Annotated in this window: 10 protein-coding genes; 9 read left to right on the top strand and 1 reads right to left on the bottom strand. The window is 53.9% G+C overall.

Annotated features, from left to right (window positions below; translation table 11 throughout):
- Positions 1 to 299: 299 nt before the first annotated feature.
- Entirely contained in the window at positions 300 to 1,472 is a 1,173-nt protein-coding gene (locus V7Z75_RS01985; protein WP_334106783.1) for a PEP-CTERM sorting domain-containing protein, read from the bottom strand.
- A gap of 260 nt (positions 1,473 to 1,732) precedes the next feature.
- Between V7Z75_RS01985 and hrpA the strand changes: the two genes are divergently transcribed.
- The 9 genes from hrpA to V7Z75_RS01940 all read left to right on the top strand — a co-directional run bounded on the left by hrpA (position 1,733) and on the right by V7Z75_RS01940 (position 16,355).
- A complete protein-coding gene (gene hrpA / locus V7Z75_RS01980; protein WP_334106886.1) occupies positions 1,733 to 5,785 on the top strand; it encodes an ATP-dependent RNA helicase HrpA in 4,053 nt (1,350 codons plus the stop codon).
- Positions 5,786 to 6,176: 391 nt separating this feature from the next.
- Complete coding sequence (locus tag V7Z75_RS01975; RefSeq protein WP_334106782.1) at positions 6,177 to 7,430, top strand: lytic murein transglycosylase; 1,254 nt, start codon at positions 6,177 to 6,179, stop codon at positions 7,428 to 7,430.
- Between the two features lie 42 nt (positions 7,431 to 7,472).
- Complete coding sequence (locus V7Z75_RS01970; protein ID WP_334106780.1) at positions 7,473 to 8,489, top strand: Gfo/Idh/MocA family protein; 1,017 nt, start codon at positions 7,473 to 7,475, stop codon at positions 8,487 to 8,489.
- Between the two features lie 98 nt (positions 8,490 to 8,587).
- Positions 8,588 to 11,575, top strand: a complete 2,988-nt coding sequence (locus V7Z75_RS01965; RefSeq protein ID WP_334106779.1) for a type I restriction endonuclease subunit R — start codon at positions 8,588 to 8,590, stop codon at positions 11,573 to 11,575.
- 18 nt (positions 11,576 to 11,593) lie between these two features.
- Positions 11,594 to 12,439, top strand: a complete 846-nt coding sequence (dinD, locus tag V7Z75_RS01960) for a DNA damage-inducible protein D (protein ID WP_334106778.1) — start codon at positions 11,594 to 11,596, stop codon at positions 12,437 to 12,439.
- On the top strand, positions 12,436 to 12,924 hold the full coding sequence (locus V7Z75_RS01955; RefSeq protein WP_334106777.1) for a Fic family protein: 489 nt from the start codon (positions 12,436 to 12,438) through the stop codon (positions 12,922 to 12,924). Before dinD ends, V7Z75_RS01955 begins: the two co-directional genes overlap by 4 nt.
- Entirely contained in the window at positions 12,917 to 14,143 is a 1,227-nt protein-coding gene (locus V7Z75_RS01950; protein WP_334106775.1) for a restriction endonuclease subunit S, read from the top strand. Before V7Z75_RS01955 ends, V7Z75_RS01950 begins: the two co-directional genes overlap by 8 nt.
- A complete protein-coding gene (locus V7Z75_RS01945; protein ID WP_334106774.1) occupies positions 14,140 to 15,498 on the top strand; it encodes a hypothetical protein in 1,359 nt (452 codons plus the stop codon). The genes V7Z75_RS01950 and V7Z75_RS01945 overlap by 4 nt, the downstream gene beginning before the upstream one ends.
- Complete coding sequence (locus V7Z75_RS01940) at positions 15,495 to 16,355, top strand: DNA adenine methylase (RefSeq protein WP_334106773.1); 861 nt, start codon at positions 15,495 to 15,497, stop codon at positions 16,353 to 16,355. The genes V7Z75_RS01945 and V7Z75_RS01940 overlap by 4 nt, the downstream gene beginning before the upstream one ends.
- The last annotated feature ends 108 nt before the right edge of the window (positions 16,356 to 16,463 follow it).

Raw genomic sequence — 16,463 nt, 5'->3', positions numbered from 1 at the left:
TGCGGTTCTCCTAAGATATAAGGAGCGCATCTCAATATTCGTATATATTAATAATAATAATAATTACTATTTAGATTACATGTGCGGTATAAAAAAAGCAAGAAGATGTAAAAGAATAGGCAATACAATTTGCTGATATTGGTTCCAAACTCGCGAGGTACGTTATGAGCAATGCATCCGGAGTGCAATTCGATAGGCCTAGCGGAATGCGAGCTGGCCGGAAAAAGGTAATGGGGTGGCGGCTGATGTAGCCAAAAAAATCCCTGCTTGATCAAGCAGGGTTTGGGAAACGAATAGTTCTAGGCGTTTATTGCGCGGGATTTTCGTTGAGAAACGCCTGTAATCAGGCCAAGCCCGGCCAGCAGCAGGGCATAGGTGGAAGGCTCCGGGACTGGAGCGAGCAGGTAATAACCCAGATGTCCATGACTGTCTTCACCCTGCGCAATAATCCAGCCTTGATCATTGATGCCGTTGGCGGAAATCAGGGTAACGCCCATGCTGTCGCCAATCAGGCTATTGAGGTTGATGGCATTGCCGTTTTCCCAGAGGATGGCGAATTCTGCAAACCCGTCTTGCGGACTGTTGATGTAGCTGCCGACGACCTGGCCCAGGTTATTGATGCCATAGGCGTAGCTGGCATGGCCGCCTAGTATACCAAGGTCGATTGCTTCGCCATCGGCCCATAGCGTGGCATGTTGTTGCAAGTCCGCCGAGGTGCTCCAGCCTACCGCCCAGCCAGCGTCATTGATGGCGAAAGCCTGGCTGCCGATGCCACCCAATGAAGCCAGCTCAATCAATTGATTATCGCTGGTCCAGAAAACCGCATTTGCCCGGTCCCCTATATTTTGCCAGCCTACCGCCTGTCCTTGGTTATTGATGTCGCTCGCTTCACTGGCGGATCCTGTAGTGGTGAGGGCAATCGCGTTTCCGTTACGCCATGATGTGGCAGTCTGTTTGTTTTGATCGTTGAAACTCCAGCCGACCAATTGTCCCTGGTTGTTGATTGCATTGGCGGTGCCGTATTGATTGCTCAACCCAGCCAAGGTGGTAACAGTTCCGTTATGCCAGACGGTTGCTTGTGCATCGTAGGTCGTTGGGCCCGGAGGAATGGACTCCAAGCCCTCCGGAACTTGAGTGTTGTATTGCATGAAATCTGGCGATTGCGTATAGCTGACGCCGGCCACTTGCCCAAGGTCGTTGATGGCGTTGCCGTGACTGTATTTACCTGCACCACCGTCAATTGCTTGCGCGTTTCCATTCAGCCAGATAGTGGCTCGTGCTCCAACAATATATCCTGGGGAGTGTGCTGGTTCGACATCAATAAAAGCACTGGTGCCAGCGATCTGGCCGTTTTGATTGATCGCCGAGGCAACGATGAAACTGAAACCGGTTGGTGCGCTTAGTTGGCTAAGGGAATAGCTGGGTGCTGCGTTGCCGAATGTAGGTGTCAGAATCACGGCAAGAATAGACATTGGACTAACTTCAATTTTTACTCCCAAAATTAAGTTTTGTTATTAATAGTTTTTATTTCTTTACGTTCACGATTATCTCCACTGAAGAGAGTATTGGCAATTAGTCTCAATTGACTAATACAGCAACACTCTTGATGCTTGGGGGCGTGGCGATGAAGTTTCCATAGCCATGCTAAAATCCACGCCTATCTATGAGTGCACCCAATCCCGTTTCCGAGCGCCAGATGCTGCAGCGATTGCAGGCGCAGCTTCCCGAATGCATGTTGCAGGACCAGTTCCCGTTAAGGCGGCGGTTGCAACAGCTGAATGCATCGCAGCAGCAGGGCAAACCTGTTGACCAGTCCCTGGCGGATGTGGCCGCCAAGATCCAGGCTTCCGTGCAACGGCGCCAATCCCGGCTTGAGCAGCTGCCCAGACCTGAATATCCCGCCGAGCTGCCGGTCAGCAACCGTAAGGATGAAATCGCTGATGCAATACGCAAGCACCAAGTGGTGATCGTCAGCGGCGAAACGGGTTCCGGTAAGACCACGCAGTTGCCCAAGATTTGCCTGGAGCTGGGGCGCGGGGTGGCGGGGATGATCGGCCATACCCAGCCGCGGCGGATTGCGGCGCGATCCGTGGCTGCGCGTATCGCGCAGGAGCTGAAATCGCCGCTAGGCGAGGCGGTGGGCTACCAGGTGCGCTTCAACGAACGGGTGTTGGCGACTAGCTATATCAAGCTGATGACGGACGGCATTCTGCTCGCGGAAACGCAGGGCGATAGGTTCCTCAACGCCTACGACACCATCATCATCGACGAAGCGCACGAGCGCAGCCTGAATATCGATTTCCTGCTTGGCTATCTCAAGCAGCTATTGCCGCGACGCCCTGACCTGAAAGTGATCGTGACTTCGGCGACGATTGATGCCGAGCGATTCTCTCAACACTTTAATAATGCGCCCGTGATCGAGGTGTCAGGCCGTACCTATCCGGTGGAAATCCGCTACCGGCCTTTGGGTCGCCGCATGGTGATCGCACCGCCCGCGCCGGTTGCTGCTCCCAAGCCTGCTGCGATGCGGGAAGAGTCGCCGCAAGAAGATATCGTGGACATCGGCATCAAGCGCAAGTCTGGCAACATCGACCTCCCCATCCGCAAATGGCTGGATGACGACGATGATGTGGAGCTGCTCGGCCAGGACATCATGGGCATCCAGCGCAAGCCGCGCGCCGAGGCCAAGTGGCTGGAAGAGGACGATGCCGAGGAGGCGATGGAAGAGGCAATCCTTGATTCCGTGGAGCAGCTTTCCCGGCTTGGCGGCGGCGATATCCTAGTGTTCCTGCCGGGCGAGCGCGAGATCCGCGAGACGGCGGATTATCTCAATAAGCACTTGCGCCATGCCGAGATATTGCCGCTATTTGCGCGCTTGTCGATAGAAGACCAGCAGAAAGTATTCCGCTCCAGCGGCGGGCGGCGCGTGGTGCTCGCAACCAATGTCGCAGAAACTTCGCTTACCGTGCCGGGCATCAAGTACGTCATCGATACCGGCCTGGCGCGCGTCAACCGCTACAGCGCACGCGCCAAGGTCGAGCAGTTGCAGGTGGAGAAAATCTCGCAGGCGGCGGCACGCCAGCGCGCGGGCCGTTGCGGGCGGGTGTCCAACGGCATCTGTATCCGGCTTTACGACGAGGCGGATTTCAACAACCGTCCCGAATTCACCGACCCGGAAATCCTGCGATCCTCGCTGGCCGCGGTCATCCTGCGCATGGCCGCGCTCAAGCTGGGCAACGTGCAGGAGTTCCCGTTCATCGAGGCGCCCAGCTCGCGATATATCGCCGACGGCTACCAGCTATTGCAGGAGCTGGGCGCGGTGGATGCGGAGCAGAACATCACCGAAACCGGCAGGCAATTGGCCCGGTTGCCGCTGGACCCGCGCGTCTCGCGCATGATCCTGGAAGGCAAGAAGCAGGGCTGCGTGCGCGAAATTCTCATCATCGCCAGCGCGCTGGCGATCCAGGACCCGCGCGAGCGGCCTATGGACAAGCGCGAGGCGGCAGACCAGGCACATGCCAAGTTCAAGGTCGAGCATTCCGATTTTCTCGGCTTCATCAAGCTGTGGGAATGGTACGAGGACGCGTTCAAGACCAAGAAATCGAACAAGGACTTGCTCAACAAGTGCCACAGCAATTTCCTCTCGTTCCTGCGGCTCAAGGAGTGGCATGAGCTGTACCAGCAACTCCGCGAGATCGCCGACGAGCTGGAACTCAAGCTCAATGAGCAGCCCGCTTCCTATGAACAGGTGCATCGCGCCTTGCTTGCCGGGTTGCTCGGCAATATCGGTTTCAAGGACGGCGAGGCGGACAATTATCTCGGCGCGCGCGGTATCCGCTTCCATGTCGCGCCCGGTTCCACCTTGAAGAAGGCGCGGCCCAAATGGGTGATGGCGGCGGAACTGATGGAAACCACCAAGCTCTATGCGCGTTGCGTAGCGAAAATAGAACCGGATTGGATAGAGCCGCTGGCGCGCGGCCTGACGCAGAGCCACTACAGCGACCCGCGCTGGGACCGTAAGCCGGCGCAAGTAGCGGCCTGGGAGCGCGTGAGCCTGTATGGCCTTACCGTGGTGCCGCGCCGCCGCGTGCATTACGGCCCGATCAACCCCAAGGAGTCGCGCGAGATTTTCATCCGCGAGGCGCTGGCGAACATGGAGTTTGATACGCGCGCGCCGTTCTTCGCAGCGAACCGCCGCCTGATTGCCGAGATCGAGGAGCTGGAGCACAAGGCGCGGCGGCAGGACGTGCTGGTGGACGAGCATACGCTGTTTGCGTTCTACGACGCGGTCGTTCCCGAAGGCATCGTCAACGGCGCCGGGTTCGAGAAATGGCGCGAGGACGCCGAAAAGGACAATCCGAAAATCCTCTATCTCACGCGCGACCACCTGATGCGCCACGGCGCGGCGGGCATTACCGAGGTGCAGTTCCCGGAAAGCCTGGAGCTGGACGGCGTCAAGTTGCCGCTCAAGTACCGCTTCGAGCCTGGGCATCCCTTGGATGGCGTGACGGCGACCGTGCCGCTGGCCTTGCTCAACCAGCTCAACCCGGTGGAGGCGGAATGGCTGGTGCCGGGCATGATACGCGACAAGGTCACGGCGCTGGTCAAGGCACTGCCCAAGACGCTGCGCCGCGTCTGCGTGCCGGTGCCGGATTTCGTGACCGGCTTCCTGGAAACAGCATCCAAAAAAGACGGGGCATTGCTGCCCGCGTTGGCAAGCTATGTCCAGCAGCGTACCGGCTTGAAGCTGGGCGCGGGTGAATGGCAGGCCGATGCGCTGGATGCGCACCTTTACATGAATTTCCGTGTGGTGGACGAGAAAAACCGCGAACTGGGCAGCGGCCGCGATTGGCATGCGCTCAAGGCGCAGCTCGGCCAGGCGGCGCAGCTGACTTTCCGCAGCAGTTCGCCCGGCATCGAGAAATCCGGCCTCAAGCAGTGGGATTTCGGCGACCTGCCGCCGACCTTGAGTTTCAGCCGCGACGGACGCCAATTGACCGGCTACCCGGCGTTGGAGGACAACGCCGACAGCGTCGCCATCAAGCTTTTCGATACCGAGCTGGCGGCGAGGTTGGCGCACCGGGCGGGGGTACGCCGCCTGATGCGCTTCGAGCTCAAGGAGCAGATGAAGCAGCTGGAAAAAGGCCTGCCCGGCTTCAACCAATATGCCTTGCAGTTGCGCAACATCATGAACCCTGACGAGTTGCGCGAAGACATGCTGGTCGCGATCAGCGACCGGGCGTTCATCGGCGAGGATGAGCTGCCGCGCAGCAACCAGGATTTCATGGCGTTGAAGACCCGTGCGCGCACCCGCCTGCCTGCGGTGGTGGAGGGTGCAGGCAGGCTGGCGACGGCAATTGCCGCGGAATACACGCAACTCACACAAAAGTTGAACGCCGCTCCCGCCAACCTGTCCAGAATCAAGAAGGAGCTGGAAGGCCAGCTCGCGCGCCTGTTGCCCAAGCGTTTTTTCAGCGCGACGCCGTGGGAAACCCTGCAGCACTTGCCGCGCTATATCAAGGCCATGCGTCTGCGCCTCGAGAAATATCCCGGCAGTGTCGAGCGTGACACCCGCAGCGGGCAGGCCGTGCAGCAAATCTGGGAACGCTGGGAAACGTGCATCCAGGGCTTGCGCAAGGCCAGCCATGAAGTGCCGCCTGCCTTGCTGGATTACCGCTGGTTGATCGAGGAGTTGCGGGTTTCGCTGTTTGCGCAGGAGTTGAAGACGCCGTTCCCGGTATCGGCCAAGCGGTTGGATAAGGCTTGGGAGGATTTGGTGCGGTGATGATGGTGGAAGTCATTCTTATTGCAGGTTGCGGGAAGAGACTTTTCGCCTTGCCGGGCGAGTTACTTTCCTTTGCTTCGTCAAAGGAAAGTAACCAAAGGAAAGACGACCCGATTGCCAGTACCGAGAGCAAAGCTCTCGGTTCCCTGCGTTGCTCAATCCGTCTGGGAGCTTGCTGAACTCGCTGCGCTCAAACAGACGCAAGCTCTTTTCCAGCCAGATTTGCGCTACTCGGTGCTGTCAGACGGGGAAAACCAATGCTACTTGGCATCGCTGCGCTCGCCCTTGGTTTTGTGAAGGCGTTGTCGCTGATTTTTAGGGCATACTCGCTTTGGGTATGTCGTGTGTCATCTGCCTTGTGGTTGTTGCATCAATATATAAGGAGAATGTGGTGTTCAGTTTGCGTCAGGTCGTGGCTACGGTGCTGGTGGCGGGAGGGGTGGCAAGCCCCTTGTCCCAGGCGGCGGAGCAGAGTTTTGAAGCCTGGCTGGCGGATTTTAACCGTGAGGCACAGGCACAAGGTATTTCAGCCGCGAGCTTGCAGGCGGCATTTGCCAATGCGCAGCCTATCAGCCGCATTATCGAGCTCGATCAATCCCAGCCCGAGTTTATCCAGACCTTCATGACCTACTTGAACCGTCGTGTCACTTCGCGCCAGGTGGAGCGCGGCCAGACGTTGTTGCGCGAGCAAAGCGCCTTGTTGCAAGGCGTGGAGCAGAAATACGGCGTGCCGCCTGAGGTGCTAATGGCGTTCTGGGGGCTGGAAACCAATTACGGGCAGGTGATGGGGACATTTTCCACGCCGCAGGCATTGGCTACTCTGGCGTATGAGGGGCGGCGGCATAGCTTTTTCCGCAGCCAGTTGCTGGATGCGTTGCGTATCCTCGATGCCGGGCATGTCGCGCCAGCCAACATGGTGGGATCGTGGGCGGGAGCGGTCGGGCACATGCAATTCATGCCTTCCACCTTTCTGGCCTATGCCGAGGACGGCGACGGCGATGGCAAGATCAATGTCTGGCAATCCCTCTCCGACGCCATGTATTCGGCAGGACGTTACCTCAGCTCGATAGGTTGGAAGCGCAATGAGCCGATTGCGATCGAGGTCAACCTGCCGGAAGATTTTGCCTGGCAACAGGCCGCCATCAACCAGAAACACAGTGTGGCGCAATGGCAGGCCATGGGTGTGAAGGTCGTGGGACAGGCCTTGCCAGCCGCAGATCGTGATGCTGCCATCATCCTGCCGCAGGGCTGGCGCGGCCCGGCGTTTATGGTGTTCGACAATTTCAACGTGGTGATGCAATGGAACCGCTCCACGCATTACGCCCTGACTGTGGGGCATCTTGCCAACCGTTTTCTGGGGGCGCCCGCATTACGCGCCGCGCTGCCAGCCGAGCAGGAGCCGGTGAGCATGGAGGCCATTAAGCGATTGCAACAGCAATTGACCAATCTGGGTTTCGATACCGGCGGCACTGACGGCTTGCCTGGCAGCAAGACCCAAAGCGCCATTCGCAGCTATCAATTGGCGCACACCTTGCCTGCTGATGGCTATGCGTCGCGCGAGCTAATGATGCATGTGGAAAGAACATTACTGGTGCAACATGAAGATACTGAGTTGATTCCCGGTTTTCCAGGCACGCAGCCTTAACCGGATGATCACGAAATTGTCGCTTTTAGGAGGAGAAGAAACATGAATCAGGAAAGAAAATTACGCTGGGGTATTTTGGGCGCGGCCCGCGTCAATGAGCGCCTGTTGCCAGCCATCGTTGATGCAGCCAATGCCGAGCTGGTAGCAATTGCCAGCCGCCGTCCGGGGGCCGCCGCTGCAATCGTGCAAAAGCATGCGCCCCAGGCAGCAAGCGCCGTGAAGTGCTATGACGAGCCTGAGGCATTGCTTGACGACGGCAATGTCGAGGCCGTTTACCTGCCGATGTCCAACCATGAGCATACCGAATGGGCGTTGAAGGCGATTGCGAAGGGCAAGCACGTCCTGATCGAGAAACCGCTGGCGCTGACCGTGGCTGACGTGGATGCCATCGCGAATGCGGCACAGCAGCAGGGCGTTACCGTGATGGAAGGCTTCATGTACGTCTTCCATCCGCAATTCGCGCGCGTGCAGGAGTTACTGCGTTCCGGCGTGATCGGCGACGTGAAGTTCGTGCGCGCGAGCTACTCCTTCATCATGAAGCCCGCGCGGCTCTACCGCCTGGAAAAGGATGTGGACCATGGCGGTGGCGCGATGTGGGATATCGGGCCCTATGCCATCCATTCATTGCGCAGCGTTTTTGGCACCGAACCCAAGAGCGTCGTGACGATAGCGCAATACACTGAAAGCGGGGCCGACATCGCCACCAGCGGCGTATTCGATTTCGGCGAAGGCAGGCAAGGGCAGTTCGATATCGGCTTCGAATGCTCGCGCCGCTCCGAATACCAGGTGACCGGCAGCAAGGGCGGCCTGAAATGCCATACCGTCTGGCAGCAGGCGGGCGATGTGCCGGTCATCACCTGGTGGACCGAGGACGGCCGCTTCTGGGAAGAACGCCTGCCCGCAAGCAGCCATTTCATCCTCGAAATCGAGCATTTCAGCGACTGCGTGCTCAACGGCAAGCCGCCGTTCCTCAGCCTGGCGGATGCGCGCGGCAATTGCCAGGCCATTGTGGCGGCGATGCAGTCGGCGGCGCAAGGGCGGAAAATCACTATCGAGTGAGAAAATGCAATGGCAGCTATTGAGCTTTTCCATTGATAGCTGATAGTGGTGTTGATCCTGTAGAATCCAGTGCTTTGGAATTCAATTAAGCCGTTAGGATGAATATCACTGAAAGCCAGATCGAGCGGAATCTGGTCGCCAAGCTGGCCGATCTTAAATATACCTTGCGACCGGACATCCGCGACCGTGCAGCGCTAGAACGTAACTTCCGCCAGAAGTTCGAGGCGCTCAATCGAGTGCACCTGACCGACAGCGAATTTCAGCATCTGCTCGACATTATCATCACACCTGATGTCTATAACGCCGCTCAAACGCTGCGCAACATCAACAGCTTCGAGCGCGACGACGGTACGCCGCTGAACTACACCCTGGTCAACATCCGTGACTGGTGCAAGAACGACTTCGAGGTCGTCAACCAGTTGCGTATGAACACTGACAACAGCCATCACCGCTACGACGTGATGCTGCTCATCAACGGTGTGCCGGTGGTGCAAATTGAGCTGAAGACGCTGGCCGTCAGCCCGCGCCGGGCCATGCAGCAGATCGTTGATTACAAAACTGACCCTGGTAATGGCTACGGCAAAACGCTGCTGTGCTTCCTTCAGCTCTTCATTGTCAGCAACCGCACCGATACCTGGTACTTCGCCAACAACAATGCACGGCACTTCAGCTTCAACGCTGATGAACGCTTCTTGCCGGTCTACCAGTTCGCCAGCGAGGACAATAAGAAAATCACGCAGCTTGATAGCTTTGCCGAGAAGTTCCTGGCCAAGTGCACCCTGGGCCAGATGGTCAGCCGCTACATGGTGCTGGTGGCCAGCGAACAGAAGCTGCTGATGATGCGGCCATACCAAATCTATGCCGTCAAAGCCATTGTGGAGTGCATCCACCAGAATTGCGGCAACGGCTACATCTGGCACACCACCGGCTCGGGCAAGACGCTGACTTCATTCAAAGCATCCACCTTGCTCAAGGACAACCCAGATATCGACAAATGCCTGTTCGTGGTGGACCGCAAAGACCTGGATCGCCAGACCCGCGAGGAATTCAACCGCTTCCAGGAAGGCTGCGTCGAAGAGAACACCAACACCGAAACCCTGGTGCGCCGTCTGTTATCGGATGACTACGCCGACAAGGTCATCGTCACCACCATTCAGAAGCTGGGTCTGGCGCTGGACGACAACAAAGGCAACGGCGGCAACAAGCGCAACTACAAGGAGCGTCTGGAACCGCTTCGCAATCAGCGCATGGCGTTCATCTTTGATGAATGCCACCGGTCGCAGTTTGGCGACAACCACAAAGCCATCAAGGAGTTCTTCCCCAACGCCCAGCTCTTTGGCTTTACCGGCACCCCCATCTTCGAGAAAAACGCCAGCTATCAGCAAATCGAAGGCCAGCAGGCCAGCTACCGCACCACCGATGACCTGTTCCAGCGCTGCCTGCACCAATACACCATCACTCACGCCATTGAAGATCGCAACGTTCTCCGCTTTCACGTGGACTACTTCAAGCCCGAAGGCAAGAATCCTCCCAAACCTGGTGAAGGTGTGGCCAAACCCAAGGTCATCGAGACCATCCTCGCCAAACACGATGCCGCCACCAATGGCCGCAAGTTCAACGCGGTGTTGGCAACGGCCAGCATCAACGATGCCATCGAATACTTCGAGCTGTTCGCGGAAATTCAACAGCAAAAAGCCGAACAAGACCCGGAATTCCGCCCACTGAACGTCGCTTGCGTATTTTCCCCGCCTGCCGAGGGCAACAAGGACGTACAGCAGATTCAGGAAGACCTGCCGCAAGAGAAGGCAGACAACCAGCAAGACCCCGAAGGCAAGAAGGCGGCGCTCACCCGCATCGTTACCGATTACAACGCACGCTTTGGCACCAACCACCGCATCAGCGAGTTCGACCTTTATTACCAGGATGTGCAAAAGCGCATCAAGGATCAGCAGTATCCGAATACTGATCTTCCCGCTGCGCAAAAGATCGACATCACCATCGTGGTGGACATGCTGCTCACCGGTTTTGACTCCAAGTACCTCAATACCTTGTACGTGGACAAAAACCTCAAGCATCACGGCTTGATTCAAGCGTTCTCGCGCACCAACCGCGTACTGAACGACAGCAAACCTTACGGCCACATCCTTGATTTTCGCCAACAGCAACAATCAGTGGAAGAGGCCATTGCCCTGTTCTCCGGCGAGAAAATCGACAACCCGCGCCAAATCTGGCTGGTAGAGCCTGCCAAAGCAGTGATTGACGCCTATGCCAAAGCCGTTCAGGCCATGGAGAAATTCATGGTGGGCAAAAACCTGGTATGCGAGCCTGAAGCGGTATACAACCTCAAAGGCGATACCGCCCGTATCGAGTTCGTCAATCGCTTCAAAGAAGTGCAGCGGCTCAAAACCCAGCTTGACCAATACACCGATCTGGAGCCCGAGCAGCAAGAAAAAATCGAAACCCTGCTGCCCAAGGATCAGTTGTTGAGCTTTCGCAGCACCTACCTGGAAACCGCCAAGCAGCTCAAAGAGATTCAGAATAAGGACGGCGACCAAGCACTCAACGCGGTGCAGCAGCTTGATTTCGAGTTCGTGCTCTTCGCCTCGGCGGTCATCGACTACGACTACATCATGGGCCTCATCGCCAAGCTGACCCAGCAGAAGCCCGGCAAGCTCACCATGAACCGCGAGCAGCTCATCGGCCTGATCCAGTCCGATGCCAAGTTCATCGACGAGCGCGAGGATATTGCTGAGTACATCCGTGGCCTGCCGGTCAATGAAGCCTTGGACGAAAAACAAATTCGCAGCGGATTTGAGCGTTTCAAAGCAGAGAAGAAAGCAAAAGAGCTTGCCGACATTGCCAACCGCCATGCGCTTACACCTGATGCCCTGCAAGTGTTTGTCGATGAAATCCTGCGTCGCCGCATTTTCGATGGCGAACGCCTGTCGGAGCTGATGGCCCCGCTGGAACTGGGCTGGAAGGTGCGCACACAAAAAGAACTGGCCCTGATGGAAGATCTATCACCCTTGCTGCGCAAGCTGGCACAAGGCAGGGAAATATCCGGGCTGGATGCTTATGAGCACTGACAGGGAAGGAAATTAACCATGCAAAACGATTTAATCCACAGCCTCACCGCCACCTTTGAAGGCCATGCCCAGCACACTGAGAACGGTGTGGAATACTGGCTGGCGAGGGATCTACAACATCTGCTGGGCTACAGCGAATGGCGTAATTTTTTAGCGGCTATCTCCAAGGCAAAAACCGCCTGCGAAATCTCAGGGCATGACGTTGGCAACCATTTTGTTGACGTCAACAAAATGGTTGAACTCGGTTCCGGCAGTCAGCGCGAGATCAGCGACATCATGCTTACCCGTTATGCCTGCTACCTGATTGCTCAAAATGGCGATTCTAGAAAGCAGGAAATCGCCTTTGCCCAAACCTACTTCGCCATGCAAACCCGCAAGGCTGAACTGATTGAACAACGCTTGCTGGAAACTGAGCGCGTACAAGCCCGCAAAAAGCTGTCAGATACCGAGAAAGAACTCTCCAGCGTGATCTACGAGCAGACCGGCGGCAACCAGAACTTTGCCCTGATCCGCAGCAAAGGAGATACCGCACTATTTGGCAAAAATACCCAGGCCATGAAAGCCCAGTGGAGAGTACCCGACAGCCGCCCGCTGGCAGATTTTGCACCCACCATCATTTTGAAAGCCAAGGATTTTGCCGCTGAAATCACTATCCACAATGCCCGCACACAGCAGATGCAAAGCGAGGCGCAGATTTCCAGCGAGCATGTCACCAACAACCAAGCCGTGCGCCAAACGCTGCTTAATCGCGGCATCCGCCCTGAAAGCCTGCCAGCCGCTGAGGATGTGAAAAAGGTGGAGCGGCGACTGACTGCGGAAGAAAAAAAGACCCTGAATAAACCGGATAGGCTGGAGAACGAGTGATATACAGCAACGCTCGTTTTTCTTGTGGTGAATATCTGTCCGGCTCCGCGACTGCGCCGAGCATGGGCAGCGGTATCCCACGCGTGCTGGACGAATGGCCGCAGATTGACCTGATCAGTGAAATCACCGGCAACCAGTTCACCGCACAAGTGCAGCGGCCCGCTCCGCAATGGCAGGCCAAAGGTGAACAAGTAACCGAACAAGTCGAGACCGAGCGGCTAGAGTCACGGCTAGAGTCGAAGCTGGCAGCAAAAGTGGTGCTGTGGCTGGAACAGGAGCCGCGGGGCAAGAAAGAACTTGCCTCGCGTCTGGGCCACCGCGGTGTGTCGGGTGAACTGCACAGGCAAATCCGGCTCCTGTTGGCCGCAGGATGGATCGAAATGACCCTGCCCGACAAACCCAATAGCCGCTTGCAGCAATACCGCCTGACGGCTCTGGGGCGGCAATGGCTGCAAGAATCTGAACAAGGCAAGCGTCATGAGTGAAGTGAAGAAAAACACCAAGGACAAAGCGGCCTTGGTGCCTCGGTTGCGGTTTTCGGAGTTTCTAGAAACCGCGGAATGGGGCAAGGATAAATTGGGGGAACTTATTACTACGGTTAGCCCACCGGCGAAACTGCAGTCGTCTAGCTATCGGATGCAAGGTAAGTTTCCCATCATCGATCAGTCTCAAGAACTTATTTGCGGCTGGACTGATGATGAAAGCGCTGTAATTGCCGAATCGTTGCCGCTGATCATATTTGGCGACCACACCTGCGCCCTCAAGTTTGTTGAAAATCCGTTTGCACAAGGCGCCGATGGCATCAAAATTCTCAAGGCAAAGCCGACCATCTCCGCTGAATTTTTATTCCATTCCCTTAGCCACCACCCACTGGCGATGGAAGACTACAAGCGTCATTTTTCTATACTGAAGGAGCGCACAGTTGTTTTTCCAGATATTAAGTCTGGCGAACAACAAAAAATCGCCGACTGCCTATCCTCCCTCGATGATCTGATCACAGCGGAAACCCAAAAACTCGACACCCTCAAGACCCACAAAAAGGGCCTGATGCAGCAGCTTTTCCCCCGCGAAGGCGAAACCGTGCCACGGCTGCGGTTTCTAGAGTTTTTTGATACTCCGGAACATAAATTCAAGCCTTTGAATATGCTGGTTAAGTTTTCCTCTGGGGGGACGCCTCCAAAGGCAGAGCCAGCGTACTGGGAGGGCGATATTCCTTGGATTAGCGCGTCCTCTATGCATGACATGAATATTTCCGATGCTGATCTTCGGGTTACTACTATGGCCATCGGAAATGGTACCCGCCTAGCAAAAAAAGGGGCCATATTAATCCTTGTGCGTGGGAGCATGCTCTTTAAGAGGGTGCCTATTTGTATCGCGTTACGTGACGTGGCTTTTAATCAAGATGTAAAGGCACTGACCGTTACGCCGGATGTAATCTCAATATTTTTGCTTTACCAACTTATTTCTCTGAGTTCCCGTATAGCGGTTAATGAAACAGGCATTGGGGCAGGAAAAATAGAAACCGAAATCCTTGAAGGTCTGAAAATTTGGCTGCCGGATACCGCCGAGCAACAACGCATCGCCGACTGTTTGTCTTCCCTTGATGACCACATCGCTGAGCAAAGCCAGAAAATCGACAGCCTAAAAACCCACAAAAAGGGCCTGATGCAGCAGATTTTTCCTGTCATGGAGAGTTTGGAATGAAGAAAAATTACATAGAAAACCCAGTCAAAATTAGCAAAATTCAATTGGATCAGGAAAACCCAAGGTTTCCTCCCGTAAATAATCAGCGTGAAGCGATTCAGGCTATGTTGAAAGATCAAGGTACTAAAATTGTTAATTTGGCCTCCGACATCTATCAAAATGGGCTGAATCCTAGTTCAAAACTGATTCTTTTCAAGGAAGGTAGCAAGTTTATTGATGGCGATGGAAATCGTAGGGTAACAGCGTTGAAAATTCTGGAAACTCCCTCGTTGTCTGATTCTGATCCTAAAATACGGAAGAGAATTGACACTATTCTCAAAGCCAAAGGAACAATCCCATCTGAAGTTGACTGTGTAATATTTGATAGCCGTGAAGCTGCGAAACACTGGATATCAATCAACCATAGTGGCCCGCAAGAGGGTAAGGGGCAGATTTCATGGGATTCAGAGCAGAAAAATCGATTTGAAGGTAATTTTACCATTGGGTTACAAGCCTTAGACTTGCTGACTTACAGGAGTTTGATAACCGCCGAGGACAAGTTAAAAGTCAATAAAACAACTCTTGACCGTTTGTTGAGTTACAAGCAAGTGAAAGAAAAACTCGTTATTAGCAAGAGTGACGATCATTTTTTATTTGAGAATATTAATAACCTAAAAAAAATTGTCTTGGCTCTAAGAGATGAAAAGGTTGATGCAGTATATACAGCTGCAAAAGGTATCGCATTTGTCAATGGCGTTTTGAATAGTGACTCTGGTGGGTTTGATAAAAAACATGGTAACACTGAACCTAATGGGAATACGGATAACATGGGGGATTACCATAATACGGGGCGCCAGTCAGAATCAAAAGGGGATTCTGATGCGGAAAATCAAAGTGATAATAGAAATACAAGAAATGATGAGGCTGGGCCAACGTCTCCGAGAACTAGGAGACAAGATGCACCAAAGCAAATAGTTTTTGGTGGGGCTCTTTCTCTTGGCTCAGGTCATATTAACAACCTCTACAGAGATATTGAGCAGATATATAATGTATATAAAAGCAAGAAAATGACTTTTAGTGATGATTTTATAGTCATTTTTAGAATGTCATTACGTATGCTTGCCGAGACAGCCGCACGTGATGCCAATAAAGATTTAAAGAACTATCTGACGGAAAATTTTGACCAAGCAAAGCAATCTCTTGATAAGAACACAAAAACATTATTATCAAACCAGAGCGTGGAAAAAGGAAAAGTTGTACAGCTTTTTCAGACTGGCGCACATGACTACGCTAATTCCAGAAATGAGGAGCAGGCCATAGCTCTTTCAATAATTCTGGGGGGAATTTTGAGGATAACTCACGGGAAGAAGTCATGAGTCTTGTACATTCCCCACTCAGATACCCTGGAGGGAAGAACTGCATCTTCACTTTTGTTTCCAGCCTAATATCTGAAAACGGTCTGGATGGCTGCAAATATATAGAGCCTTATGCTGGAGGAGCTGGCTTGGCGCTTCGTCTACTTTATGAGGAGTATGCCGATAGCATTGTTATTAACGACCTGGATCCATTGGTTTATGCCTTTTGGAGTGTATGTGTGACTCAGCCGGATCGTTTGATTGAGTGGATCGAGAAAACACCGGTCACAGTGGACACTTGGTGCAAGTGTAAAGAGGCTATTAGTCAGAAGGTTTATGTAGATAGTTTTGATTTGGCCACGTCGTTTTTCTTTCTTAATCGAACAAATGTTTCAGGTGTTTTGAATGCTGGCATCATTGGTGGCCTTCAACAAAAAGGAAAATACAAAATTGATGCCCGGTTCAATAAGGCTGAATTAATCCGCAGGATAGAAAAAATTTCACGCTTTGCAGATCGTATCGAAGTGACAAATATGGATGGAATAAATTTGATCGAAAAGTTTATTTCTCATGCGGATAAAACCTTCTTATATCTTGACCCTCCTTACTATGAAAAGGGATCAAATCTATATTTGAATGCATACAAAGATGATGATCACAGACGGCTATCGCAGTATGTAAGCCAGCTTTCAACGCCATGGCTTTTGTCGTATGACAATCACTCTTTTATAACCAACCTGTATCAGTCTTTTGAGAGAAGGGCTTACAAGCTACAGCACTCGACCTCTAATAGGATCGGTGATGAGGTATTGGTTTTTTCAGATAAGATAAAATTTGAAAGCTCAATCAATCATTTGAAAATGGTTTCATCTGTATGAGTGGAAGTTTTTCTATGAATCCAAGATTCTCGATGATTTTTTAAGCCGTTATCCATTCAACCCCAATTTGTTCCCTCAAGTTCCCGAGGCTGCAACAGCAGGTACACC

It is taken from the genome of Methylobacillus sp., assembly GCF_036844465.1.
Classification (GTDB): domain Bacteria; phylum Pseudomonadota; class Gammaproteobacteria; order Burkholderiales; family Methylophilaceae; genus Methylobacillus.
The sequence above is the reverse complement of the archived record's forward strand: the minus strand, read 5'-3'. Positions and strand labels throughout refer to the sequence as shown.

What these genes read in the sequence shown, in the direction of transcription:
- V7Z75_RS01985 (WP_334106783.1), bottom strand. Translation starts at nt 1,472, where the DNA reads ATGTCTATTCTTGCCGTGATTCTGACACCTACATTCGGCAACGCAGCA.
- hrpA (WP_334106886.1), top strand. Translation starts at nt 1,733, where the DNA reads ATGTTGCAGGACCAGTTCCCGTTAAGGCGGCGGTTGCAACAGCTGAAT.
- V7Z75_RS01970 (WP_334106780.1), top strand. Translation starts at nt 7,473, where the DNA reads ATGAATCAGGAAAGAAAATTACGCTGGGGTATTTTGGGCGCGGCCCGC.
- V7Z75_RS01965 (WP_334106779.1), top strand. Translation starts at nt 8,588, where the DNA reads ATGAATATCACTGAAAGCCAGATCGAGCGGAATCTGGTCGCCAAGCTG.
- dinD (WP_334106778.1), top strand. Translation starts at nt 11,594, where the DNA reads ATGCAAAACGATTTAATCCACAGCCTCACCGCCACCTTTGAAGGCCAT.
- V7Z75_RS01950 (WP_334106775.1), top strand. Translation starts at nt 12,917, where the DNA reads ATGAGTGAAGTGAAGAAAAACACCAAGGACAAAGCGGCCTTGGTGCCT.
- V7Z75_RS01945 (WP_334106774.1), top strand. Translation starts at nt 14,140, where the DNA reads ATGAAGAAAAATTACATAGAAAACCCAGTCAAAATTAGCAAAATTCAA.
- V7Z75_RS01940 (WP_334106773.1), top strand. Translation starts at nt 15,495, where the DNA reads ATGAGTCTTGTACATTCCCCACTCAGATACCCTGGAGGGAAGAACTGC.